The following is a 22,542-nucleotide window of genomic DNA, read 5'->3' as shown; positions in this document are numbered from 1 at the left end:
TGATCAACTCAGTCAGTGTCGGTTTAGGTAAGAAAACGTTCCGTCGAAGTATTGTTGATAAGGCGGCTAAAAAAGCCGTATTGGCTATTTTAGATCGTCTTGAAGTGGGTCATTTAGTGCTGGAAGACGGTGACAATACTTACACCTTTGGGCAAAGCTTAGCTGACAGTCAGTACCACGCGCACATCACGGTTCATGATTCTCATGTATACAAAGATGTCTTTGCCAGCACCAGTATTGGCGCCGCGGAAGCCTACATGAAAGGATATTGGAGTACCCCAGACCTGACGGCAGTGATTCGACTGATGTGTGCAAACTTAAGCCTGATCAACGAGGCTGACTCGAGTGGTTCCCTGTGGACTCGTTTAGCCACCAAAGCGTTCCATGCTTTTAACGCTAATACTAAAGATGGTTCCAAAAAAAATATCTCAGCACATTACGATTTAGGTAATGATTTCTTTGAGCTGTTTTTAGACCCAACGATGATGTATTCCGCAGCCATTTACCCTAGCGCGGATGCCACATTGCATGAAGCCTCTGTGTATAAATTGGATCGAATTTGCCAAAAGCTTGAGCTTGGCCCAGATGATCACTTGCTTGAAATTGGTACCGGTTGGGGCGGGATGGCGATTCACGCCGCGCAACATTACGGCTGCCATGTGACCACGACGACCATTTCACAAGAACAGTATGACTTTGCCAAAGCTCGAGTGTATGAATTGGGCCTACAGGATCGTATTACTTTACTGCTGGAAGATTATCGTGATCTTCAAGGACAATACGACAAGTTGGTGTCGATCGAAATGATTGAAGCGGTTGGCCATGAGTTTTACGACAGCTACTTCAGTCAGTGTAGCCAACTGCTCAAGCCAGATGGCTTAATGGTTATTCAAGCGATAACCATTGCCGACCAGCGTTATGATTACGCACGTAAATCCGTGGACTTTATTCAGCGATATATCTTCCCAGGTGGTTGTTTACCTTCAAATGCCGTGATTGCTGAAAAAATAGCTCGCAAGACGGATATGCAGATTGTTGCGGTGGAAGACATTACTGAGCATTACGCTGATACCTTGGCTGACTGGCGCGAGCGTTTCCATAAGGAAATCGAGACAGTGAAGCAGCAAGGTTTTGATGATGTATTTTGCCGTATGTGGGATTACTACTTAGCTTACTGTGAAGGTGGCTTCCGCGAGCGCGCAATCAGTACCGGTCAGTTCGTTTTTGCCAAACCTCGTTATCGCTTTCCTCGTCACTAGGCGAGGAGTCTGACGGAGGCCTGTCATGTTGAAGTCTCTGCTCAATGCCATCAGTTTTCAATTGTTTTGGTTTGCCTGTGTGCTCGGTGGTGATAACTGGGCTGTCGCGGCCATCGTAGTCTATTTCGTTATTCATCACGTTTACTTTGTTCGCACGCACCGAGAGTGGTGGTTGATACTACTGTTTGTCGGCCTAGGTGTTGTCATCGATGGGGCATTAATCTTTGATGGTTGGTTGTTAATGCCACCATCCATTTGGACATTTCCTATTCCGCCGCCGTGGTTGCTTGGACTGTGGGCTGGCGTAGGCTCTTTATTCTTCCATTGTCTAAGTTGGGGATTGGATCGCCCTTGGCTGTTAAGTGTGCTGGCCGCATTTTTTGCTCCTATGAGCTATCTCGTTGGCGCTGATTTCGCAGAAGTGTCATTAGGACGCTCTACTATCGCAACTTGGGCTTTGATGGCGTTTATCTGGTTTTGGGTCATGCAGGTAGGCGTCTTTGCGGCAAAACTTACTCAAAAACGTAATGGACGCAAACACCATGTTTAAACATTCATTTGCGCTGCTGGCGCTTGCCATTAGCGTTCCAGCTTTGGCGCAGCAATCTCAAGTCGTGATTGGCGAAGCTTTCGATATTGATAGTCAGCAGCTGATATACGTTGAGAAACATCGCTATGTTGAGGGCAATCAACACGAGGTCAAATACTACGACCCAAACGGCAAGTTATTCGCTGAAAAGCGCTTGAGCTATGAGCAATATGAGCAAGCACCCGCCTTCGAACAAGAGAACAGCTTGCGTGGAGAATGGATAAAAGTCACCTCTGAAGGGGATCGGATAAAGGTTCAATATCGAGAAGAATCTGGTGCCGTCGTGTTTGATAAGCGAATCAAGGTGAATGAACATTTGTTGGTCGACGCGGGCTTTGACCGCTATGTGAAAATGCACTGGGACAAGCTACTGAGCAATGCTTCGATGAAAATTGATTACCTAGTGCCTAGCCGTTTGACGACGGTTGGGTTCGAAGTCGGACGTGTTAATTGCCTAGCGAATACTCGGGCGGATGCGGTATGTTTTGCAATAACTCCTACTTCTTGGTTTGTATCTCTCGCTGTTGACCCGATTACGGTGGCGTACGACCCAGACACTCGTCATTTATTACGCTTCAATGGACGCGGCAACATTGCTAGCAGTGATGGCAAATACCAAACCGTCGATATTCGCTACCAGTACCCTGAATAATTTTGAACTGACCAATTTGCGCCAATGGAGGCTCGTATGATTCGAATAATGGCCCTGTTTTTTTCCATTCTATGGCTAACTGCATGCTCGTCGACTTCGATAGAAGAGTACGCCAGTAACCAACCCGAATTGAATGTGGAGTCCTTCTTTCAAGGTGATTTAGTCGCCCACGGTGTGCTGAAAGATCGTGGTGGCAAAGTAACACGTTATTTTTATGCCGATTTAAAAGGCAGTTGGGAAAATGGCGTGGGAACACTGGAAGAGTGGTTTGTGTTCGATGATGGGGAACAGCAAGAGCGGATTTGGACATTAACTCCGAATGGTGATGGCACCTATACCGCAACAGCAGGGGATGTGATCGGAGCAGGGCGTTTAGAAACGTCGGGTAATGCGCTGTTCATGAAGTACGTATTACGGGTGCCTTATGATGGTGATACCATTGATTTAAATGTGGATGACCGTATGTACCTGGTCACACCGGATCATTTGATCAATGAATCGGTACTGACCAAGTTTGGTTTTGAAGTGGCATCTTTGACCTTAAGTATTCGTCAGAAAGCACATCAGAGAGAATAAGCGCTTGATTGATGATTGGGGTCTGTTATTCTGCGCGCCATACAGATAACTCGCAGAGCCTGGAGAAACAAACGTGGCACAATTGGTATTTCGTTTAAAGAATGTTCCTGAAGAAGAAGCGGACGATATTCGTGCATTACTGAACGAACATGACATTGAATTTTACGAAACCAGTGCTGGTCGTTGGCAAATTTCTATGGCGGGTATTTGGGTGCGCGATAAAGAACAAGCCCAGCAAGCAAAAGCGCTGATTGCAGAAGATCAATCAGCGCGTGCAGCCAGCGCTCAAAATATTAGCGCACGTGATTGGTTGGTTGGTTTTTTAACTCATGCACGCCAAAACCCAGTGGAATTTTTATTTACCATCGTAGCGATCGCTATGGTGTTGTCTCTGACATTGATTCCATTTTGGATTGGTCAGAACCTCGCTTCCTGATTCTATGCCTTATTTTCTCTCTGCCTAATCGCTTATACGGGAACGCATTGTTTTTGCGCCTGCAGCAGTGCCTGAGTCACTAAACGTCGAGTGATAACGCCCACTAAACGTCCTTCTTCCACCACGGGAAAGATCTTTGGTTTATCTTCCATCATCAATTTTGCAATTTGCATGACTTGCATGGTTGGTGTCACGGTTAGCACGTTTGAGCGCATTACACTTTCCACATTTTTAGGTTGATGACAGTAATAAACGGCTTGGCTTAACGGCTCTAATAAGTCTTGTTCAGAAACAAAACCGATAACGTGATCGTATTGATCGGTGACCGGCGCACCACTGAGTTTGTGTCGAGCCAATTGCTCGGCGCAGTCATCAATGCGTGTCGTCGGATAAACATGGAACGTGTCGTGGGACATGATGTCTTGGACACAAAGACTTTCTAATTTCATAAACACCCCCACTCAACGAAAGGTACTTCTTTAGTGTAGTGGGGGAATTCAGATTTTGCTTATTAAGCCGTCGTTGTTTGTAATGAATCCAGTCTGGCTTGTCGTTTATTCAATGCCGCAGTAATAAACTGTACGGAAATTGCAGCGCCTACAACTAAAGCCATGCCGAATAAACTCAGGGTGTCCGCATGGCTAGAGATTATAACACCTTGCCATAGTCCTAACGCCACACACGCTTCGGTTGCGATAAAGGCGATGACAGGCGTCAGTGCAATGGACGCGCTGACTTGCACGGTTTGCCAGTAGTTAAGTGCTTGCGCGAACGCCCCATAAGCAATCAAGGTATTGAAGCAACAGAATGCTGCTACTAATACTTGGTCACTGTTCATCTCAAGCAAATCGCTCGGGCTGGTAAACGGCAGCATTACAACTAAGGCATACATGTAAATGCCCAATAAGATATTGGTAGAAGACAGCGCCTTGAATAGTGACTTCTGCAATAGAGCATAAAAGCACCACGCACAAGCTGACGTTTGTACAATCAAAAAGCCTAGAGCAAGGATGCTTGGATCACCGCTGATTTGACCACTTATGACCGGATGAAAAAAGATCACCATACCTAAACCCAGTACGGCAAAGCATAGCCACTGTGGCCAGCGGATTTTTTCCTTGAAAAACACCATGCCCCCAAGGGCCAAGAACAAAGGTGCGACTTGGAAACTAAGTTGCGCCACACCTGGATGTAAAAAATCCAAGCTCCACGCGAAAAAACTGTAGTTGATGATTAACAAACTGCCTGCAGCGGCCAATGTTAACCATTGCTTCTTGGTTAGTTTGGTAAACTCATAGAGCTTTCCACGCCATCCTTGCCAAGCCAGTAAAATGATCCCGGCTACGGAGAAGCGTAACCAAGTTAGCGTTGCGGGGTCCGAAAAGCCGCCAGACAGTTTCAGAGCAATCGGTAACGCACTCCAAAACAGCACACACACGGTGCAGAAGAACAAACCATATAAGAAGGCTTGGCGACTTGAAATTGGCATAACTTTTCCCCCATTTAACAGGCCCACATCGTAAGCCTAAATGGTGTGCTAGTTTTGTTATGTTATCCAATGCATAATGCTTCTAAATATTATTCAATAAATGGATATTACTATGTTGAATAGCAGTATGATGCATTTGGACATCAAAACTCTGACGGCTCTTTTATATTTGTTAGAAGAGCGAAACGTAGGCCGTGTTGCGAACAAGCTGTATCTGAGTCAGCCTGCGATGAGTCGTACTTTGAGCCGCTTACGTGAGGCTTTTGATGATCCTCTATTCATTAGAACCCATAAGGAAATGTTACCGACTGCAAAAGCTTTGGCATTAGAGATGCCATTGCGTCAGATACTTGAGCAGATGAACGGCTTAAGTAATGATCAAGAGTTTGTGCCCCATAAGTCGGAGCGGGTCTTTCGTCTGCAAACGTCTCATTATCAAGCGCAAGCTTACATGCCGACCATTGCTGAGCGGTTTTATCAGATGGCCCCCAATGCGTCTCTGGAAACCAGTTTGGTGACCGAGAACAGCTTGCTTCGATCTGAAAACCAAACGGTGGACGCGGTGCTTTGTAGTGAGTATGTGCAATTGCCCTCACGTTTTGAAAGTAAGATTCTAGGGCGCGAGCGATTTGGTTGCATTATGGCCAAAGATCATCCGCTGGCGGGGCAGCCGACCATCAGTTTGGATGAGTTCTTGTCTTACAATCATGTTCTGGTGACATTGGGGGGTAGCAGTCAAATATACAGTGAGTCGGCGCTTGGAGATCGTGCTAAAGATCGTCGCTATACGTTACGTACCCCGTATTTTATGTCCGCACTGGAAGCGGTAGGGAAAACGGACTTGCTGTTTAGTACCAGTCAATTGCTTGCGTATCGCTTTCAAGAGCAGTTTGGTTTGGTGATTAAACCGTTACCTTATGACTTCCCACCGATTGATTATTGTCTTTCTTGGCCTTCAGAACAGAGCCAAGATCCAGGCGGTATGTGGCTCAGAAACCTCTGTACCAATGTTGTGCAAAGCATGATTCCTTACCCGGTCGTGTCTTAGGATTTGTTTGTTGGGGGCAAAACTCAGTAAAATAGGTCCTCATGCCCTGTCAGAAAGATGAAATGGTTTAACCCTCATATGGCTAAGAAAGAGCACAAGCTAACGTTACATCCTCGAAACCCTCATCGAGCACGCTACAATTTTTCGTTGTTGGCGGACTCGTGCCCAGAGCTTGCGCCTTATATTCAGCTCAACCAGTACGGCACTCAAACCATTGATTTCTCCGATCCGAATGCGGTTAAGGTATTGAATCGCGCGCTGTTAAATCATTTCTATGGAGTGTTGTTTTGGGATATCCCAGAGGGGTATTTATGTCCGCCTATCCCTGGACGCGCGGATTACATTCATTATCTTGCAGACCTGTTGGCCGACAGTAACGCTGGCCAGATCCCTCGTGGTCGTGGGGTTAAAGCGTTGGATGTAGGAACTGGAGCAAACTGTGTTTACCCGATTATCGGTTCTCAAGAATATGGCTGGCAGTTTATCGGCAGTGACGCAAACAATATTGCCGTGCAATCAGCGCAAGCAGTCGTTGATGCCAATCCAAGTTTGAAAAAGCGTATTCAACTTCGTCATCAAAGCAATATGCAGCATGTATTTGCTGGTATTTGGCAACAGGATGAAGTGTTTGATGTGACCTTATGCAATCCGCCATTTCACCCAAGCCAAGCTGCCATGACATCTGAGAACAAACGTAAATGGCGTGGTGTGAAGGGTGATGCCAACAAGACCACGTTAAACTTCGGCGGCCAAGCGCCTGAATTGTGGTGTGAAGGGGGCGAAACAGGCTTTATTTCACGCATGATCAAAGAAAGTGTGGATGTGAAGGATCGATGCTTCTGGTTCACGTCTTTGGTCGCACGTAAGGAAAATTTAGCGGCGATATACCGTGTACTGAAATCCGTTGGAGCGGTTCAAGTAAAAACCATTGAAATGGCGCAAGGACAGAAAATTAGTCGTTTTGTCGCGTGGAGCTTTTTAGAGCCGGCACAAATTGATTTCTGGCGTGACACACGTTGGCGTAAATAGTCGCCTTAGCACCGAGTGTTGTGTGCTGGGCAATGAACTAAACTAATGAAACCTGCGTGTTAAAGAAGGTGTGACATGATTGCGTTATTTCGACTAGTGGCTTTGTTTTTTCTAATTGTGCTAGTGACCGCTGGCGGCTTGGTAATGAGCCTATTCTTAGCGCTTTCCAAAGATCGCGTGTACTACATCGCGAAAGCATTTGCGCCGGTGGCCAAGCTATTTGGTTTGCGTGTCTACAAGCATGTGTCTTACAAGGCCTATGATGTGCCTCAAGCGGTCTACATCGCCAATCATCAGAATAACTATGACTTATTTACTTTCTCCCATGTGGTGCCACACAGCACCGTAACAGTCGGGAAAAGTACCTTAAAATGGATTCCATTCTTTGGCTGGCTGTATTGGGCAACAGGGAATTTCTTAATCCACCGCAATGATCGAAATAAAGCCATTGCCACCATTGCGCAAATTGTCGAGAAGATGCGTGACACTGGGTTGTCTATATGGATGTTTCCGGAGGGAACTCGTAGCCGAGGGCGAGGCTTCTTACCTTTCAAACGCGGTGCTTTTCATGCTGCGATTCAAGCAGGCGTACCGATAGTTCCCATTGTCTGTAGCTCTACCCATGGGCAAGTGAAACTCAATCGACGGGATAATGGTGCGGTAAAAGTGGAAGTATTAGACCCTATTTACACTAAGGGGCTCACTGAAGCCGATATTCCTGAGCTAGTGAGCCAATGTGAAACGCTAATGCAACAGAAGCAGCAAGAGCTGGATGAACAGCTTGCGATCCTCGATCGATAAAAGACGTTAGTCCTTTAGGCTCTGGTCGAGGGTATCCCTAAGTTGATTGACCAGCTCATGGGTTGGCAATGTCTCTATTCCATGCCATTCGGTACGTTGGCTCAGTTTTTGGAATAGTCGCTCCAAACGAGCCAACTCGTCAGGCTCTGTTTTCATTGCCATATTGCCTTGATAAGCCACTTGAGCTGCGTGTCCTCGATGATGTAAATGACGTACTAGCTCAATGCCACGCCACATCAATACTATGCAGCTTGTTGGCTGCAGCGCTAGCACCGATTGCCCTTTTAATTTGTTTAGCAATGCTGACTTAAAGGTGTAGCCTGTTTGCAGGCCAGCACCGATCATTGCCCCCAACGTCGTGGCTGTACCTAAGGTTAAGCCAGCGCTCAGGACATCAATCCCAGCACCGATTGCAGCACCGGTAACGGCCTTGGTGCTGGTTTGGATTCCCCAATGCTTTAATGTATCTGCATCAAACACATCCTGCTGCCAAGCGCCTTCTTCCAGAGGTAAATCTTGGAGAATGACATCCGATGCTTGGAAAGCGTAGAGGTGCAGACAAAACTCGACAAACAGCTGTTCTCGTTGGCGAATACTTTGTTCAAAGGTGGCTTTTTCGAGCGCACTGGGTGTTTTGCTACGGCATATTTTCTGAGTGGTGGCACACTCGATGAGCAATTTAGTTAATTGCTCCGTTGCTTTTGTCAGGCGATGTGAGGCATCTCGTTCACGCTGAGTCATGAAATCTTGAAGTGCTTCATAGTGATCTGGCATAAGGCTTTGCAGCGTCTGATAGAGCTTACGTTCATCCGCAAGATAAAAGGCAACGGTGTCGTACTGTACATGAGCGTGTAGATGTCGCTCTGCCAAGCATTGTTTCCAAGCAGTTCGATGACCCGCTTCTTCATGGCAATAATTCAATATCGGCACGATGGGTTTGTTGGCGCAGGCCAATATGTTTAGCTCGTCTAAGTATTTACCTAATGGTTTCTGGCGAAGATCAATAACGTACAAGATAACGTCGCATTGATTGAGTTGACGCAGAATCTTCAGCTCTTGTTCATACTCCACCTGGTAGTTGGGATCTTCGCAAATGGCGTTTAACCATTGTTCGTTGGATAGCTGAACAAATGGCTCAGAGGTTCGTGTTTGCCACAGTCCCATGGAGTCTTCGAATCCAGGGGTATCTACCAGGTGTAGTAATGGCTGATCTGCCAAACTTAGGGTAATACGTTCTACATGGCGAGTTGTGCCGGACTGGTTTTGTACCTTACCAAAGGTATGATCTCGAACCATGGTGCGGATTAATGACGTCTTACCGGTATTAGCGTGCCCTACTATTAATAAAGAGATGGCCATTACTTCACCTCCCATAGCGCTATGTTTTGTTGCTCAACCCCTAATGACCTGAGCGTGTTTACCCACTCCTGATTGAATACATTTCCATATAAATAATACTCCATGTCGGAGGTATGGCTGTGCTTCAAAAAGCGGGCGCTGCCGCGATCGGGGCTGCTGTTTGAGTCAATCATTAAAATCGCATTGTTAGGATGTTCAGCGATAAAACGACGTTGACTTTCGGCATCATTGAGCATGTTTACTGGTCTATTTTGAGCAAGCTCTGACGGTATCTCATGGCTCCATTCAAATAAGTAGTAGGTCGCATCTTTAAGTTCTGCGGTTCTCAGAGAAAACGGCTGCTCCGTGATCTTAGTATGATTGTCAGAAGAGGTGTTGTCCGCATCAATGATGGTACTGCGGGTTGAAGTAACCGTACTTGATTTAATAGTGAACCAGAGGCGCTTACGTTGGTGTTGATAAGCAACTTGGCTGACAACCAAGCAAATTCCTCGCACTGCAATACCGTAAATAACAAGACTGCTAAGAAGCCAAGTTGCCCAGATTTTACGTGTGTCATCTGGCTGCACAAGCGTGCTTATTTGACTCAGTTGGATATCTTGCAGGGATGGCACAGCTACCCCCAACCAACTAGGGATAACACTTAGTACGTGTGTCAGTGACGTGAAATCTTCAATCGTTAAGAGTGTGGTTTGCCAAATAAACTGAACATGGTGTGTCATCAAAAACAGCGTCGCGCTCAAAAAACCACCGATTAAATAAGCTAGCCAGCAGCCATGAATCAGGCGGGCGCCCCACCAATGCTTAAGCTTTCCAGATATGTGTAATGATTGAAAGCCCTCCATGGCCACAGGAGAAATCTTCAGCCATTGGCTAAAACGCACCATGACCGGTGTAAGCCAACCGCTATCGCCAGGCAATCTGTAAGGTTTTGTAATGAGACTTACACACCACAAAAGTAGGCTGAAAAAGTGGGCGCCAAGCAAAATTACCAGCAGCCAGAAGATATTTATCTGCTGGGTGGCATTGGTTTGAAACGCGACGGGGGCTGCAAGAATGCCGAATAAGAAAGCAATTAAAAATGCACCAACCTGTGTGGAACGCACGAGTGACTTGGCTTTGAGGTAATGTGTATCTATGTCACTGCTAAATGTGGAAGAAGATGACGTTTGCTGGAGGTGAGAAATGAACGCCTGTTTTTCGTTTTCTTTCATGGTGGTTTAAAGCTTCCTGAGGGAGGTATCTGTCATCGCATCAAGGGGTATAAAACTAGTGATCAGTCTACCTGTGTTGGGGGGCTTTTGGCGAATTGTTAAGCATAAAGAGTAAAGTGTATGCAATTGTTACCAGCAATTGCCTAATTCTGAGTCGCTACATTACTATCAAACAGTACTTTGAATCTTTTAAGGTGGTAACCATCATGCGTTTTAATTCCATTCGAGCTAAGGTCACAGCGCCTATTGCGTTGTTGGGTGTCATCTTAATCGGTGTTTTTTCATCATCGAATTATCTGATCCAGGTCGAGAAACAGCATATGCAGAAGCAGTCTGATGGCTACTTTTCTGCCAGTAACCTAGTGCTGAATGCCGACCGAGATATTTATCAGGCGCTGGTCGGTCGTAATGCTATTTTGCACAACCAAGGTAACTACGCGGACAATCTTGCTGATTTTGAAGACAATGCTCAGCAGGTATTTGACCGCTTTCAGGCATACCGTAAAGCCTTGGCAGACGAGCCTAATCTGTTAAAGCAATTTTCTAACTTTGATACCTTATTCAATAAGTGGAAAGCGGACGAGCAGCGTCTCTTATCTCAAGCGCAAGCAGGCCAAGATTGGCAAGCTGCGGCGACAACGGCTAATGCTAGTTTCTCAGCAATACGCGATGTGTTAGACGTAGCGGGCGAGACTGTCGCGAATCGAGCGAAGAGCTCTCAGGAAGAGATGATCGCTAAAATAGAGTCTTTCCAAACAGTGGTAATGGTCATCATCGTCATCGCCTTGATCATCGCTGCTGTGGCGGGATACATAGTGCCACAACGCTTGAACCGCCGTGTCACACGACTAGCTGGTCGTATCAAAGAAATTGCCGAAGGTGACGGTGATCTAACATTACGTATTAACTCGACAGCGAAAGATGAGCTGGGTGATTTGGCAAACGAGTTTGATGCCTTTGTTGAACGCTTGCGCGGCATTATCGGCAGCATTCGTAACCAGTCTCAGTCACTTGGCAATATGACGACCGATTTGAATCATGCTTCTGAGCGCACCTCTGGTGTCACCATGACTCTAGTAAATGCTTCTAACTCGATCGTTAGCGCAGCGCATCAGATGAGTATGTCAAACCAAGAGATGGCGGGTGTTGCCAACGATACCGCGAATGAGGCACAGACCTCTAGCGAACTGACGAACCAAGGTATTCGTGCAGTAAATACCTCCCAAGGCGCAATTGATGGCTTGGTGCGAGATATCAATGATGCGCTAAATCGTGCTGGTGAACTGGAGAAAAGCTCCGAAGCCATCGCTTCAGTATTAGAAGTTATTCGTAATATCGCAGAGCAAACCAACTTACTTGCATTGAACGCAGCCATTGAGGCGGCTCGTGCTGGTGAGCAAGGTCGAGGTTTCGCTGTAGTAGCTGACGAAGTACGTACTCTGGCAACCCGTACACAAGACAGCACCAATGAAATCGAAACCATGATTGAGCAATTGAAGGTTAACGTTCAAGAGTCATCTCGTGCGATTCAGAACAGCCGTAATAATGCAGATACAACCGTAGCTAACTTTGATGAAGTCATCCGAATCTTTGGCTCGCTGGAAGAATCCTTCGGCAAAGTACAACAAATGGCCGCTCAAACAGCCCAAGCGACTCAAGAGCAATCCACGGTCTCTAACGAAATCAATGAAAACTTGTCATCTATGAAAGCACAGACAGACGAGGTACAAGCGGTTTCAGATATGGTTCAATCACAGTCTAAACAGATCAGTGACTTGTTCGAAGAACTGGATCGCCAAGTGGGTAGCTTCAAGGTGTAATACTTTTTCTTGTAACGCTTTGATCAAGGGAAGCCGTGTCTGAAAAGATGCGGCTTTTTTCTGTTTGTTAATCGTTGAGTTGGATATGCGGGGTTATTGGGGTTATATTTTTAAGTTCTGAAGATCAAAGGAATGATCGTATGAAGAGTAGAGAGGTTATTCAGCTTTTGTTGGAGGATGGCTGGTATCAAGTGCGTGTCAAAGGAAGTCACGTTCAGTTTAAACATCCAACGAAGCGAGGCACAGTGACAGTGCCGCACCCGAAAAAAGACTTGCCGCTTGGCACGTTTAACAGCATCAGAAAACAAGCACAGCTTGATGGGTAGGTAGAACATGAAATATCCAATCGTATTACATACTGATAATGGCGTAAGTTACGGCGTTACGGTTCCTGATATTCCGGGCTGTTTTTCTGCTGGCGATACCTTTGATGAAGCATTGGAAATGGCAGAAGAAGCGATTTTCAGTCATTTAGAATTGATGCTTGAAGACGGGGAGGATATCCCTGTTGCGAGTCCAATTGCCGAATTAAAAGATCATCCAGACTATCGTGATGGTGTTTGGGCAATCGTAAATGTGGACATCACACCATTGCTGGGTAAAAGCGAGAAGATCAATGTCACCTTGCCACACTTATTGATCACCAAAATTGATAAGGTCGTGGCTGCGAATCCCAAATATAAATCCCGATCAGGATTCTTGGCTGAGGCCTCTAAAAAAGTTTTAAATTTGGTATAGATAATTAAGGAAGTTGTAGATGGATCGCAAAGTAATTTTAGATACCAATATCTTTCACAGCACTCGTACAGATACATCTGGAATGCAAATGCTCTTGAGGTTAGTTAAATCAGGTTTTTTGAAGCTTGTTATACCTGAAGTTGTTGCTAAGGAGTATTTGACTAAAAGAGTTTCGGAATCTAAAGCTTCAATGGAAAAAGTTATTTCAGAAGCAAGAAAACTTAAGAATAGTAAGGTATATGGAAGTGATTACTCTTTGTCTAGTATTGAGTCTTCTATTTCGGAAGCTATCAACGACATTGAGCCAAGTTTTCATGAATGGGCTAGTCAAGAAGGTATCGAAATATATGAAATCAATAACACATCAATTGAAGATATTTTCAATGACTACTTCCTAGGGGTAGGGGCTTTCAAAAAGCCGTGAAGATTTCCCCGATGCTGTGATTTTAGACTGTATCAGAAAGCTCTCTACAGAATCTAATGTTTATGTAATTACAAGAGATCAACACCTTTCTGGGTGCTGTACAAGCCTAAATACGATTACGGTATGTACCTCATTAGATGATTTGTTTGAGGAAAATGATATCAAGAAGGCCATTATCGACCTAGATAGTGTGGATGGGCGTATAAATAGCATTCTTGAAACCTTAGAGTCTTCTTCAGGTAGCATATCTATCCAAGAGTTTATAAGTGAATTTAAGAGAGAAGAATATCTAGATAAAGACTTCCTATATGACTCTATTGATTTGCCATATGATCTAAAAGAGATTGTTGATAGTTCGAATAATTGGTCAGTACAAGCGGAAATTTTAGGTGAGTTAGACTTTAATGATTTGTATGTATCCAAAGCAAAATTTCTAGGTGGCAATAAATTCAGCCTGTCTACTAATATGGAGTGTTTGCTTGAATTGCATGTTTTTTGTTCTCCTGAAACGTATGAGACACTTCCATATGAATATAGAAAGAAACTTGAGTGTGATGAGGAACTTACTGATGGAGAAGAACATATATTTGGTGTGCTTAGAGGATACCTCGAGAGTAATATCGTTATAGACGCTATAGACCTTAATATTAACCCTCATGCCTTAGAGGTGCATTTAAGTTATTTAGGGCAAGATAGGTGTGAGTTAGAAGTCGAAGTTGAAAGCATTAACTTGGATATCATTTCTTTATAAAAAAGCCGCTTCGATTGAAGCGGCTTTTTTGTATTTAAGCGAATAATCCTGAAGATTAGGCGTCGATACGTTTGTATTTGATACGTGTTGGTGTCGCGTCTTTACCAGTACGGGACTTGTAGTCGGCTTCGTATTCTTGGTAGTTACCTTCGAAGAATACGGCTTTAGAGTCGCCTTCGTACGCAAGGATGTGAGTCGCTACACGGTCAAGGAACCAACGGTCGTGGGAAATAACAATGGCAGAGCCTGGGAACGCTAGTAGCGCTTCCTCTAGGGCACGCAATGTTTCAACGTCTAGGTCGTTGGTCGGTTCGTCCAATAGCAATACGTTGCCGCCTTCTTTTAGAAGTTTAGCAAGGTGCAGACGGTTACGCTCACCACCCGATAGGTGTTTCACAAGTTTCTGTTGGTCAGAACCTTTGAAGTTGAAGCGGCCGATGTAAGCACGTGCAGGGACTTTCCAGTTATGTACTGTGATGATGTCCTGACCGTCAGAGATTTCTTCAAAGACCGTTTTCTCGCCATCTAGCTCACGCATCTGGTCAACGTAAGCAAGTTGTACGGTTTCACCCAGTGTCACAGAACCTGTGTCAGGTTGTTCGATACCAGCGATCATTTTGAACAATGTCGATTTACCCGCACCGTTACCACCGACAACACCTACGATCGCGCCTGGTGGCACAACCATGTTGAAGTCTTCGATCAATACGCGGCCATCGAAACCTTTGGATACGCCTTCGATTTCAATCACTTTGTTACCAAGACGTGGACCAGGTGGAATGTACAACTCGTTGGTTTCGTTACGTTCTTGGAATTCTTTCGAGTTCATTTCTTCGAAACGTGCTAGACGAGCTTTCGACTTAGACTGACGGCCTTTAGCGTTCTGACGAACCCACTCAAGCTCAGACTTGATCGCTTTGTTGTGCGATGCTTGTTGCTTGGCTTCCATTTCAAGACGCGCATTCTTCTGGTCTAGCCAAGAAGAGTAGTTGCCTTCGTATGGAATACCATGACCGCGGTCAAGCTCAAGAATCCAGCCCGCAGCGTTGTCTAGGAAGTAACGGTCGTGGGTGATCGCCACAACAGTACCTGGGTAGTCTTTCAGGAAGCGTTCCAGCCACGCTACAGACTCAGCGTCCAAGTGGTTGGTAGGCTCGTCTAGAAGGATCATGTCAGGCTTGTCTAGCAGTAGACGACATAGCGCCACACGGCGACGCTCACCACCTGATAGATGTTCAACGTTCGCATCCCAAGGTGGAAGACGAAGAGCATCTGCGGCAACTTCTAGGGCGCGATCAAGGTTGTGACCGTCTTTCGCTGTGATCAGGTTTTCAAGCTCTGCTTGCTCTGCCGCTAGCGCATCGAAGTCTGCATCAGGGTCTGCGTACGCTGCGTACACTTCGTCCAGACGAACTAGAGCGTCTTTTACATCGGCAACAGACTCTTCGACAATGCCACGTACATCTTTAGTTGGGTCTAGCTCAGGCTCTTGAGGAAGGTAACCTACTTTTAGGCCAGGCATTGGACGTGCTTCACCGTTGTACTCAGTGTCGACACCCGCCATGATGCGAAGCAGGGTTGATTTACCAGAACCGTTTAGACCCAAAACACCGATTTTAGCGCCTGGGAAAAACGACAGAGAGATGTCTTTAAGAATCTCGCGTTTTGGCGGTACGACTTTGCCAACGCGGTTCATGCTGTATACAAACTGTGCCATAAGGTTATGTCTGTCCTAAGTTGAAGAAACTGTTGATCGTCAGCAATCTAATTAAGGTGCTCACAATCAATGAAAATACACGTAAATTTTGGCGCTAAGCATAGCACATATCCGCTTAATTCAGAACAATCCCCACTGCGCCTGCGACAACGAAAAAGGCACCAATCCATGCCCCGAGGGCAGGGATTTTCTTCGTGGTGATCCATAAGCCAGGCAGAATCAAGACCGGTACCGTAGCGGATAGGGTGGTGACAATCCCGACGTTGGCGTTGGCAACCCCCCAGACTAAAACACTCATGCCGATCACCATGCCGACCGTTGCCAAAAGCAAAAGCCGTAACCAGGTTGTGATGGGGAATAAGCGAGCATCAGAGAGTGTTGCTTGATGCTTAGGGCGATACAACAATACGTAGACGGCGCTGAGTGCCACCGCCCCCGTGGTAACGCGCACCGCGGAGGCAACAATTGGATCGACGCCAGCGACCAACGCAGGCTTGGCGATCAGCGCGCCGATTGCTTGGCATAATGCCGCTCCCAAGCCCATCAATACGCCCACCCAGAGCAAACCTTGGGTGGTTTCCCATTCGTGGGTTTGACCACGACGACCAAATAAAATGGCAATAATGACGCCGACTAATACCACAGCACAGCTGAGAAGCTCTTGCCATGAGAGTTGTTCATTTAAAAACAGCCACGCCAGCAAGATCGAAAAGGGCGCGTTCATGGCGAACAGTACCCCGGCACGTCTTGGGCCTAGGCGGTGTACCGCACTGAACAAAAACGTATCACCAATCAAAATGCCAAGTAGGCCTGAGAGTACCAGTGGCCCTAGATACAGCGCCAAACGGTCTAGCTCTTCCACTCGCCAGAGACTGATCAACAGCAGCATCGAAGCGGCCATGACAATCCGAAAGGTGTTAAAGCGGAAGGTGCCAAATTGTTTGATTAAAGTGGGAGCGAGTAAGCTGGAAAGCGTCCAGCACAGTGCCGCTAGCAATCCTGAAAGCTCGGCAAATGGCATAATCTTTGGGCCTCCTTTTTGTGCCCAGATAGTATTGACGGCAATGCGCAAACCGAGGCCATTTTATAGCCATAGCGTGATGGGGTTGGTATCATTTAGCCCATGCATAAGCCAATCTTGTTTTGGCTTGAATCGTACGAAATTTTGCCAACTATTGGAACCAAGATGCGCTGTCCTTTTTGTGGTACACAAGATACCAAAGTGCTGGATTCTCGACTGGTGTCTGAAGGGGCGCAAGTCCGTCGTCGTCGGACCTGTGGCCATTGCCAAGAACGTTTTACAACCTTCGAAGTCGCTGAATTACAGATGCCAAAGCTCATCAAAAATGATGGTAGCCGAGAACCGTTTGATGAAGACAAATTGCGCTCAGGCATTATCAAAGCGATTGAAAAGCGCCCAGTGAGTATTGAGGCGCTTGAAACCGCCATTGCTCGAATCAAAGAAAAGCTTCAGGCAACTGGTGAGCGAGAGCTAGCGTCTCGAGTGTTAGGTGAAGCCGTGATGGAAGAGCTAAAACGCCTCGACCAAGTAGCCTATGTGCGTTTTGCATCGGTCTACCGAAGCTTTAAAGATATCAGTGAGTTTCGCCAAGAAATTGATCGCTTAGAACTGGGCGCACATCAAACACCTGAGGAGAAGTAGTTGATGGCTATTAATCATCACGAATTTATGTCACGTGCCGTGCAGTTGGCTCGTAAAGGTTTATATACCACTCATCCTAATCCGCGTGTTGGCTGCGTTATTGTCAAAGACGGTCAAATCATCGGTGAAGGCTTCCATAAAAAGGCGGGTGAAGGCCATGCGGAAGTGCAAGCTCTTGCAAGCTTAACCACGGATGCCAAAGGTGCGACCGCGTATGTCACATTAGAACCGTGCAGCCATTATGGCCGTACGCCACCTTGCGCAGAAGCTTTGATCAAAGCAGGTGTTGCTACCGTGGTATATGGCATGCAAGATCCGAATCCGCAGGTGGCGGGCAATGGTTTGAAAATGCTCGCTGATGCAGGCATCGAAGTGCTGGGGCCAGTGTTAGAAAACGAATGCCGCGCACTCAATCCAGGTTTTATCAAACGCATGGAAGAAGGATTACCCTACGTGCGTGTGAAAATGGCCATGAGTGTCGATGGTCGCACGGCAATGGAATCAGGCGAAAGTCAGTGGATTACCGGCCCTGAAGCACGCCAAGATGTACAACGTCTACGTGCGCAAAGTTCTGCAGTGGTGACGGGCATTGGCTCGGTGATCATGGATAATCCAAGCATGACTGTACGCATTGATGAGAACGATCAAGAGGCGGACACGAAAGCGGTTCGTCAGCCTTTGCGCGTGATCATGGATACTGCGTTGTCGATTCCACCAGAAGCGAAAATTCTTTATCCCACCAACGAAGTCTTGGTGTTCTGTGATGAGGAAGAAATCGAAGCAGATCATCTAAAAACGTTGCAGAAGAAAAAAGTCGGTGTGCGCTTTTTACCGTTAGCGGACGATGGTCGTTTAGACCTTGTCGAGGCCATGGGGCAACTTGCTGACGATGGTATCAACGAAGTATTAGTGGAAACTGGCGCAGTCTTGGCGGGTGCTTTCCTTGACTCTGGCTTAGTGGATGAGTTGGTGATTTATATGGCGCCAAAACTTCTGGGCTCTGAAGCACGTCCATTATTAAGTTTACCGCTGGAGCACATGTCGGATGCGGTTGAGCTAAACTTGTTAGACATGGCGAAAGTCGGCAACGACATTAAGTTGGTGTATCAGCCGATTTACCGTGAGGAAGAAAACGCATAATGTTTACCGGCATCATTGAAGGGTTTGGCCGCGTTGCGCAATTGCAGCGCAAAGGTGGCGACCTAACTCTAAAAATTCACGCGCAAACATTGGATATGTCCGATGTGAAGCTGGGAGACAGCATTGCCACTAATGGCGTATGTCTAACGGTGACTCGCCTAGAAGGCGCGAGTTATTGGGCGGATGTCTCAGCAGAAACCTTAGCCCATACGACCTTAGGTCAGTGGCAGGTGGGTCAAACCGTGAATTTAGAAAAGGCGTTGCAGCCTATTTCCCGTCTTGGTGGCCATCTTGTCAGTGGTCATGTGGACGCAATTGGGGAAATCAGTGCAATTTGGCCGGATGCGCGCAGTATTCGCTATCGCGTCAAGGTAATGCCTGAGCTAATGCGTTATATTGCCCTTAAAGGCTCCATTTGTGTGGACGGCATTAGTTTAACGGTGACGGGGCTAGAGAATGACGAGTTTGAACTCAGCATCGTGCCTCACACAGCGGATGAGACGATTATGCCAGGCTACACGGTGGGCACGAAAGTGAATGTCGAGGTGGACCAAATCGCTCGCTATTTAGAGCGATTGATTGCTCCGCAAGCAACGTCAGTGCCAAGCAAAGAGTCTACGTTGACGGCTGCATTCTTAGCTGAACATGGGTTTACAGGGCGCCGTTAAGGCGTTCAATATCGAATATAAGGTGAAGTACCATGGCAATTAATACCATTGAAGAAATCTTGGCGGATATGCGTCAAGGTAAAATGGTCATCCTGATGGACGATGAAGATCGCGAAAATGAAGGCGATCTGATTGTTCCGGCAGAGTGCATTACACCAGAAATTATTAACTTCATGGCAGTTCATGCCCGTGGTTTGATTTGTTTAACATTGATGCCAGAGCGTTGTGAACAGCTGAATTTGCCTTTAATGGTGACGCAAAACGGCGCGCAGTTTAGTACCAACTTTACGCTGTCTATCGAAGCAGCAGAAGGCGTGACAACGGGGATTTCTGCTGCCGATCGTGCGTTGACAGTTAAACGTGCGGTAGCGGCTAATGCTAAGCCTTCGGACATAGTTCAGCCTGGCCACGTATTTCCATTGATGGCGCGCCCAGGCGGTGTGTTATCGCGCGCGGGTCATACTGAAGCGGGTTGTGATTTGGCACGTATGGCAGGCTATGAAGCAGCCTCTGTGATCGTCGAAATCATTAATGACGACGGAACCATGGCGCGCCGACCAGATTTAGAAAAGTTTGCCGAGAAACATGGCATAAAAATTGGTACAATCGCCGACCTGATTCATTATCGCACATTGAACGAAGCCACTGTGAAGCGTGAAGCGGAGCAAAAGGTCCAAACTGAAGTGGGCGAATTTAATCTGATCACTTACCGTGACACGGTTCACGGCCTAAGCCACATGGCTTTTGTGAAAGGTGACATTTCTCCTGAAACTCCGACATTAGTTCGTGTTCATGTTCGAGATCCTGCCCGTGATGTGGCGGGGATCATTAGTGCGGACGGTGAACCGAAATGGTCGATGTCAGGGGCATTAGAATACATTGCCAAAGAAGGCTCCGGTGTGGTGGTGTTGGTGGATACGCTAGATCGCCCAACAGACCTTGCTGAGATTTTTGCGGCGACGATTAACCCACCTGCGGGTAAGGGTTCGGATAAAAGCGGTTCAGGTACTTACTTGACCGTTGGTACGGGGTCTCAAATCTTGCGTGACCTAGGCGTTAGCAAAATGCGCCTATTAAGCTCACCAAGAAAATTCTCCGTCACAGGATTTGACTTAGAAGCCGTGGAATTTATTCCATACAAGGGCACGCCAATTCGTGCCGATCAAGTTTAAAGTTTAGAGGCAAATATGAGCGATATTAAGACTTACGAAGGTCATTTCGCAGCACCTGGCGCAAAATTCGCGCTTGTCGTTGGCCGTTTTAACAGCTACATCGTAGAAAGTTTAAAAGAAGGTGCCATCGATACCCTAGTTCGCCACGGTATCAAAAAAGAAGACATCACTGTGATCTACGCACCTGGTGCATTTGAGATCCCAGTTGTGGTTAAGAAAGTAGCTGAGCAGAACCAATACGATGCTATCGTTGCCCTAGGCGCGGTGATTCGTGGTGGTACGCCTCACTTTGAATACGTTGCAGGCGAATGTGTTAAAGGTCTTGGTCAACTAGCGCTGCAATTTGGTGTACCGGTTTCATTCGGTGTGTTGACAGTGGATACCATCGAACAAGCGATTGAGCGCGCCGGTACTAAAGCAGGCAACAAAGGTGGCGAAGCTGCCTTGTCTGCACTAGAAACTGTTGCGGTATTACGTGAGTTGGAAGGCAAATAATGAGCGATCAAGACAAGGCGAAAAAGCCAAAGAAACCTTCACGCTCACAACTACGTAGCGCATCGCGCTCGTTTGCATTGCAAGCACTTTACCAGTGGCAAATGAACCACTCATCGGTAAACGAAATTGAAGCTCAGTTCTCGGTTGACCACGACATGAGCAGCTGTGACAAGACTTACTTCCGTGAATTGGTTTACGGTGTAGCGTCTAAGTCAAAAGCGCTAGATGAGCAATTCGAAGTATTCCTGGACCGTCCTCTAGCGGAATTGGATGCGATCGAATTAGCAACACTGCGTATCGGTACTTTCGAATTGGTAGAGCGTCTAGACGTACCATACAAAGTAGCGATCAACGAAGGTGTTGAGCTAGCAAAATCGTTCGGTGCGAGCGAAAGCCACAAGTATGTGAACGGTATCTTAGACAAACTAGCGCAGCGTGCGCGTCGCGAAGAAATCGCCGCTCGCCGCAACGCTAAGTAATCGACATACCGATTTAGAAAAGCCATCAAACGATGGCTTTTCTTTTATCTAGCCTAGGAAAAGCGATGCAAGAGTTTGAGTTAATCCGTTCTATATTCCAATCGTCGATCATGGCCAAGACCGAAGGTCGTTCAGATATCCTGTTGGGTATTGGTGATGACTGTGCCCAAGTGATGGTGCCGGAAGGTCAGAGTCTTGTGTTCTCTATGGATACTTTGGTAGAAGGGCGACACTTCCCGTTTGATGCAGACCCTGTTGAGATTGGTTATCGCGCGGTGGCGACCTGTGTCAGTGACTTGGCGGCGATGGGCGCAAAACCTGCATTCTTTACGCTAGGCTTGACCTTACCTGAATCCGATCCCCAATGGCTGGCAGGTTTTGCCGAAGGCATGGCGGAATTGGCGGAGCCTATCGGCCTGTTATTGGTTGGTGGTGACACGACTAAAGGCCCGTTAACCATTACCTTGCAAGTGCATGGTTACGTCGAGCAAGAACTGACACCCAAAAGAAGCCAAGCTCAAGTGGGTGATGATATTTATGTCACGGGTACATTAGGCGATGCGGCAGCCGCTGTGCCGATCGTGACCGGTGAGCTGCATGTTAATACTGAGCGTTTTGATTACTTTTATGAACGCTTTTGGCGTCCTAATCCGCGCTTGATTGCGGGGATGGCTTTGAAACGTATCGTCCACAGCATGATGGATATCTCGGATGGTATTGGTCAGGACTTGCAGCACATTACACGTGCTTCAGGAGTAGGGGCGAGAATAGATTTCAATGCCTTGCCTGTCTCTGAAGCGCTTATGAATTGGCAGCCGGACAGTGCTCGCATACTGGCACTAACGGGTGGTGATGATTACGAGCTGTGCTTCACGGCTCCGAAATCGGCTCGAGAAGACATTCAGTTGATCCTACAAACATTACATCTGCCTTGTACACGCATCGGTGAAATCACCGAATCTGGTTATGAGATAGAAGGCTATGATGGAGATGTGTCTGGCTGGCTACACTTTTAACTGTATT

The 22,542-nt window shown here is 46.8% G+C and carries 26 protein-coding genes; 20 read left to right on the top strand and 6 right to left on the bottom strand.

What is annotated here, in order from left to right; genetic code table 11:
- The first annotated feature begins 2 nt into the window (after positions 1 to 2).
- The 5 genes from C8D85_RS15510 to C8D85_RS15490 all read left to right on the top strand — a co-directional run bounded on the left by C8D85_RS15510 (position 3) and on the right by C8D85_RS15490 (position 3,512).
- Positions 3 to 1,259, top strand: a complete 1,257-nt coding sequence (locus C8D85_RS15510; protein WP_425324510.1) for a class I SAM-dependent methyltransferase — start codon at positions 3 to 5, stop codon at positions 1,257 to 1,259.
- 25 nt (positions 1,260 to 1,284) lie between these two features.
- On the top strand, positions 1,285 to 1,809 hold the full coding sequence (locus tag C8D85_RS15505) for a DUF2878 domain-containing protein (protein ID WP_133564435.1): 525 nt from the start codon (positions 1,285 to 1,287) through the stop codon (positions 1,807 to 1,809).
- A complete protein-coding gene (locus C8D85_RS15500; protein ID WP_133564433.1) occupies positions 1,802 to 2,500 on the top strand; it encodes a hypothetical protein in 699 nt (232 codons plus the stop codon). The genes C8D85_RS15505 and C8D85_RS15500 overlap by 8 nt, the downstream gene beginning before the upstream one ends.
- Before the next feature lie 36 nt (positions 2,501 to 2,536).
- On the top strand, positions 2,537 to 3,076 hold the full coding sequence (locus tag C8D85_RS15495; protein ID WP_133564431.1) for a DUF3833 domain-containing protein: 540 nt from the start codon (positions 2,537 to 2,539) through the stop codon (positions 3,074 to 3,076).
- Between the two features lie 73 nt (positions 3,077 to 3,149).
- Positions 3,150 to 3,512: a DUF6164 family protein gene (locus C8D85_RS15490; protein WP_133564429.1), complete on the top strand. Its 363-nt coding sequence runs from the start codon at positions 3,150 to 3,152 to the stop codon at positions 3,510 to 3,512.
- A 32-nt stretch (positions 3,513 to 3,544) separates the two neighbouring features.
- On the opposite strand, the gene C8D85_RS15485 is transcribed toward C8D85_RS15490, so the two are convergent.
- Positions 3,545 to 3,961, bottom strand: a complete 417-nt coding sequence (locus C8D85_RS15485; RefSeq protein WP_133564427.1) for a CBS domain-containing protein — start codon at positions 3,959 to 3,961, stop codon at positions 3,545 to 3,547.
- Between the two features lie 62 nt (positions 3,962 to 4,023).
- Positions 4,024 to 5,001 carry a DMT family transporter gene (locus C8D85_RS15480; RefSeq protein ID WP_133564425.1) on the bottom strand — a complete coding sequence of 326 codons (978 nt, stop codon included), beginning with the start codon at positions 4,999 to 5,001 and terminating at the stop codon, positions 4,024 to 4,026.
- Positions 5,002 to 5,113: 112 nt separating this feature from the next.
- Between C8D85_RS15480 and C8D85_RS15475 the strand changes: the two genes are divergently transcribed.
- The 3 genes from C8D85_RS15475 (at position 5,114) to C8D85_RS15465 (ending at position 7,879) form a co-directional block, all read left to right on the top strand.
- Positions 5,114 to 6,049, top strand: a complete 936-nt coding sequence (locus C8D85_RS15475) for a LysR family transcriptional regulator (protein ID WP_133564423.1) — start codon at positions 5,114 to 5,116, stop codon at positions 6,047 to 6,049.
- A 78-nt stretch (positions 6,050 to 6,127) separates the two neighbouring features.
- The gene (gene rlmF / locus C8D85_RS15470; RefSeq protein ID WP_244937035.1) at positions 6,128 to 7,078 is read left to right on the top strand and encodes a 23S rRNA (adenine(1618)-N(6))-methyltransferase RlmF; all 951 of its coding nucleotides are present in this window, start codon (positions 6,128 to 6,130) and stop codon (positions 7,076 to 7,078) included.
- Between the two features lie 75 nt (positions 7,079 to 7,153).
- Entirely contained in the window at positions 7,154 to 7,879 is a 726-nt protein-coding gene (locus C8D85_RS15465; protein ID WP_133564418.1) for a 1-acylglycerol-3-phosphate O-acyltransferase, read from the top strand.
- 6 nt (positions 7,880 to 7,885) lie between these two features.
- On the opposite strand, the gene C8D85_RS15460 is transcribed toward C8D85_RS15465, so the two are convergent.
- Entirely contained in the window at positions 7,886 to 9,238 is a 1,353-nt protein-coding gene (locus C8D85_RS15460; RefSeq protein ID WP_133564416.1) for a GTPase/DUF3482 domain-containing protein, read from the bottom strand.
- Positions 9,238 to 10,452, bottom strand: coding sequence for a DUF2868 domain-containing protein (locus tag C8D85_RS15455; RefSeq protein ID WP_133564414.1), 1,215 nt, complete (start codon positions 10,450 to 10,452; stop codon positions 9,238 to 9,240). Before C8D85_RS15455 ends, C8D85_RS15460 begins: the two co-directional genes overlap by 1 nt.
- Positions 10,453 to 10,658: 206 nt before the next feature.
- Here C8D85_RS15455 and C8D85_RS15450 point away from each other — a divergent pair, with 206 nt between their 5' ends.
- From C8D85_RS15450 to C8D85_RS15430, 5 genes are all read left to right on the top strand, one after another.
- Positions 10,659 to 12,272, top strand: a complete 1,614-nt coding sequence (locus C8D85_RS15450; protein ID WP_133564412.1) for a methyl-accepting chemotaxis protein — start codon at positions 10,659 to 10,661, stop codon at positions 12,270 to 12,272.
- A 140-nt stretch (positions 12,273 to 12,412) separates the two neighbouring features.
- A complete protein-coding gene (locus tag C8D85_RS15445; protein WP_133564410.1) occupies positions 12,413 to 12,598 on the top strand; it encodes a type II toxin-antitoxin system HicA family toxin in 186 nt (61 codons plus the stop codon).
- A gap of 7 nt (positions 12,599 to 12,605) precedes the next feature.
- A complete protein-coding gene (locus C8D85_RS15440) occupies positions 12,606 to 13,010 on the top strand; it encodes a type II toxin-antitoxin system HicB family antitoxin (protein ID WP_133564408.1) in 405 nt (134 codons plus the stop codon).
- Positions 13,011 to 13,029: 19 nt separating this feature from the next.
- Positions 13,030 to 13,434: a PIN domain-containing protein gene (locus tag C8D85_RS15435; RefSeq protein WP_133564406.1), complete on the top strand. Its 405-nt coding sequence runs from the start codon at positions 13,030 to 13,032 to the stop codon at positions 13,432 to 13,434.
- Between the two features lie 16 nt (positions 13,435 to 13,450).
- A complete protein-coding gene (locus C8D85_RS15430) occupies positions 13,451 to 14,185 on the top strand; it encodes a hypothetical protein (RefSeq protein WP_133564403.1) in 735 nt (244 codons plus the stop codon).
- A 55-nt stretch (positions 14,186 to 14,240) separates the two neighbouring features.
- Here C8D85_RS15430 and ettA read toward each other — a convergent pair whose 3' ends face one another.
- Positions 14,241 to 15,902, bottom strand: coding sequence for an energy-dependent translational throttle protein EttA (ettA, locus tag C8D85_RS15425; RefSeq protein WP_133564401.1), 1,662 nt, complete (start codon positions 15,900 to 15,902; stop codon positions 14,241 to 14,243).
- 115 nt (positions 15,903 to 16,017) lie between these two features.
- The gene (locus C8D85_RS15420; protein WP_133564399.1) at positions 16,018 to 16,923 is read right to left on the bottom strand and encodes a DMT family transporter; all 906 of its coding nucleotides are present in this window, start codon (positions 16,921 to 16,923) and stop codon (positions 16,018 to 16,020) included.
- A 165-nt stretch (positions 16,924 to 17,088) separates the two neighbouring features.
- Here C8D85_RS15420 and nrdR point away from each other — a divergent pair, with 165 nt between their 5' ends.
- From nrdR to thiL, 7 genes are all read left to right on the top strand, one after another.
- Positions 17,089 to 17,565 carry a transcriptional regulator NrdR gene (gene nrdR / locus C8D85_RS15415; protein WP_133564860.1) on the top strand — a complete coding sequence of 159 codons (477 nt, stop codon included), beginning with the start codon at positions 17,089 to 17,091 and terminating at the stop codon, positions 17,563 to 17,565.
- Between the two features lie 3 nt (positions 17,566 to 17,568).
- Positions 17,569 to 18,705, top strand: coding sequence for a bifunctional diaminohydroxyphosphoribosylaminopyrimidine deaminase/5-amino-6-(5-phosphoribosylamino)uracil reductase RibD (gene ribD / locus C8D85_RS15410; RefSeq protein WP_133564396.1), 1,137 nt, complete (start codon positions 17,569 to 17,571; stop codon positions 18,703 to 18,705).
- Positions 18,705 to 19,373, top strand: coding sequence for a riboflavin synthase (locus C8D85_RS15405; protein WP_133564394.1), 669 nt, complete (start codon positions 18,705 to 18,707; stop codon positions 19,371 to 19,373). Before ribD ends, C8D85_RS15405 begins: the two co-directional genes overlap by 1 nt.
- Positions 19,374 to 19,405: 32 nt before the next feature.
- Positions 19,406 to 20,545, top strand: a complete 1,140-nt coding sequence (gene ribBA / locus C8D85_RS15400) for a bifunctional 3,4-dihydroxy-2-butanone-4-phosphate synthase/GTP cyclohydrolase II (protein WP_133564391.1) — start codon at positions 19,406 to 19,408, stop codon at positions 20,543 to 20,545.
- A gap of 15 nt (positions 20,546 to 20,560) precedes the next feature.
- Complete coding sequence (gene ribH / locus C8D85_RS15395; protein ID WP_133564389.1) at positions 20,561 to 21,040, top strand: 6,7-dimethyl-8-ribityllumazine synthase; 480 nt, start codon at positions 20,561 to 20,563, stop codon at positions 21,038 to 21,040.
- Positions 21,040 to 21,519: a transcription antitermination factor NusB gene (nusB, locus tag C8D85_RS15390; RefSeq protein WP_133564387.1), complete on the top strand. Its 480-nt coding sequence runs from the start codon at positions 21,040 to 21,042 to the stop codon at positions 21,517 to 21,519. The genes ribH and nusB overlap by 1 nt, the downstream gene beginning before the upstream one ends.
- Before the next feature lie 65 nt (positions 21,520 to 21,584).
- The gene (gene thiL, locus C8D85_RS15385) at positions 21,585 to 22,535 is read left to right on the top strand and encodes a thiamine-phosphate kinase (protein ID WP_133564384.1); all 951 of its coding nucleotides are present in this window, start codon (positions 21,585 to 21,587) and stop codon (positions 22,533 to 22,535) included.
- Positions 22,536 to 22,542 lie beyond the last annotated feature (7 nt).

Origin of the sequence: Marinomonas communis, from assembly GCF_004363305.1 — a bacterium.
Classification (GTDB): domain Bacteria; phylum Pseudomonadota; class Gammaproteobacteria; order Pseudomonadales; family Marinomonadaceae; genus Marinomonas; species Marinomonas communis.
The sequence above is the reverse complement of the archived record's forward strand: the minus strand, read 5'-3'. Positions and strand labels throughout refer to the sequence as shown.

Coding starts and splice junctions, on each gene's coding strand:
- C8D85_RS15505 (WP_133564435.1), top strand. CDS start 1,285: ATGTTGAAGTCTCTGCTCAATGCCATCAGTTTTCAATTGTTTTGGTTT.
- C8D85_RS15500 (WP_133564433.1), top strand. CDS start 1,802: ATGTTTAAACATTCATTTGCGCTGCTGGCGCTTGCCATTAGCGTTCCA.
- C8D85_RS15495 (WP_133564431.1), top strand. CDS start 2,537: ATGATTCGAATAATGGCCCTGTTTTTTTCCATTCTATGGCTAACTGCA.
- C8D85_RS15485 (WP_133564427.1), bottom strand. CDS start 3,961: ATGAAATTAGAAAGTCTTTGTGTCCAAGACATCATGTCCCACGACACG.
- C8D85_RS15480 (WP_133564425.1), bottom strand. CDS start 5,001: ATGCCAATTTCAAGTCGCCAAGCCTTCTTATATGGTTTGTTCTTCTGC.
- C8D85_RS15475 (WP_133564423.1), top strand. CDS start 5,114: ATGTTGAATAGCAGTATGATGCATTTGGACATCAAAACTCTGACGGCT.
- rlmF (WP_244937035.1), top strand. CDS start 6,128: ATGGCTAAGAAAGAGCACAAGCTAACGTTACATCCTCGAAACCCTCAT.
- C8D85_RS15465 (WP_133564418.1), top strand. CDS start 7,154: ATGATTGCGTTATTTCGACTAGTGGCTTTGTTTTTTCTAATTGTGCTA.
- C8D85_RS15460 (WP_133564416.1), bottom strand. CDS start 9,238: ATGGCCATCTCTTTATTAATAGTAGGGCACGCTAATACCGGTAAGACG.
- C8D85_RS15455 (WP_133564414.1), bottom strand. CDS start 10,452: ATGAAAGAAAACGAAAAACAGGCGTTCATTTCTCACCTCCAGCAAACG.
- C8D85_RS15450 (WP_133564412.1), top strand. CDS start 10,659: ATGCGTTTTAATTCCATTCGAGCTAAGGTCACAGCGCCTATTGCGTTG.
- C8D85_RS15445 (WP_133564410.1), top strand. CDS start 12,413: ATGAAGAGTAGAGAGGTTATTCAGCTTTTGTTGGAGGATGGCTGGTAT.
- C8D85_RS15440 (WP_133564408.1), top strand. CDS start 12,606: ATGAAATATCCAATCGTATTACATACTGATAATGGCGTAAGTTACGGC.
- C8D85_RS15435 (WP_133564406.1), top strand. CDS start 13,030: ATGGATCGCAAAGTAATTTTAGATACCAATATCTTTCACAGCACTCGT.
- ettA (WP_133564401.1), bottom strand. CDS start 15,902: ATGGCACAGTTTGTATACAGCATGAACCGCGTTGGCAAAGTCGTACCG.
- C8D85_RS15420 (WP_133564399.1), bottom strand. CDS start 16,923: ATGCCATTTGCCGAGCTTTCAGGATTGCTAGCGGCACTGTGCTGGACG.
- nrdR (WP_133564860.1), top strand. CDS start 17,089: ATGCGCTGTCCTTTTTGTGGTACACAAGATACCAAAGTGCTGGATTCT.
- ribD (WP_133564396.1), top strand. CDS start 17,569: ATGGCTATTAATCATCACGAATTTATGTCACGTGCCGTGCAGTTGGCT.
- C8D85_RS15405 (WP_133564394.1), top strand. CDS start 18,705: ATGTTTACCGGCATCATTGAAGGGTTTGGCCGCGTTGCGCAATTGCAG.
- ribBA (WP_133564391.1), top strand. CDS start 19,406: ATGGCAATTAATACCATTGAAGAAATCTTGGCGGATATGCGTCAAGGT.
- ribH (WP_133564389.1), top strand. CDS start 20,561: ATGAGCGATATTAAGACTTACGAAGGTCATTTCGCAGCACCTGGCGCA.
- nusB (WP_133564387.1), top strand. CDS start 21,040: ATGAGCGATCAAGACAAGGCGAAAAAGCCAAAGAAACCTTCACGCTCA.
- thiL (WP_133564384.1), top strand. CDS start 21,585: ATGCAAGAGTTTGAGTTAATCCGTTCTATATTCCAATCGTCGATCATG.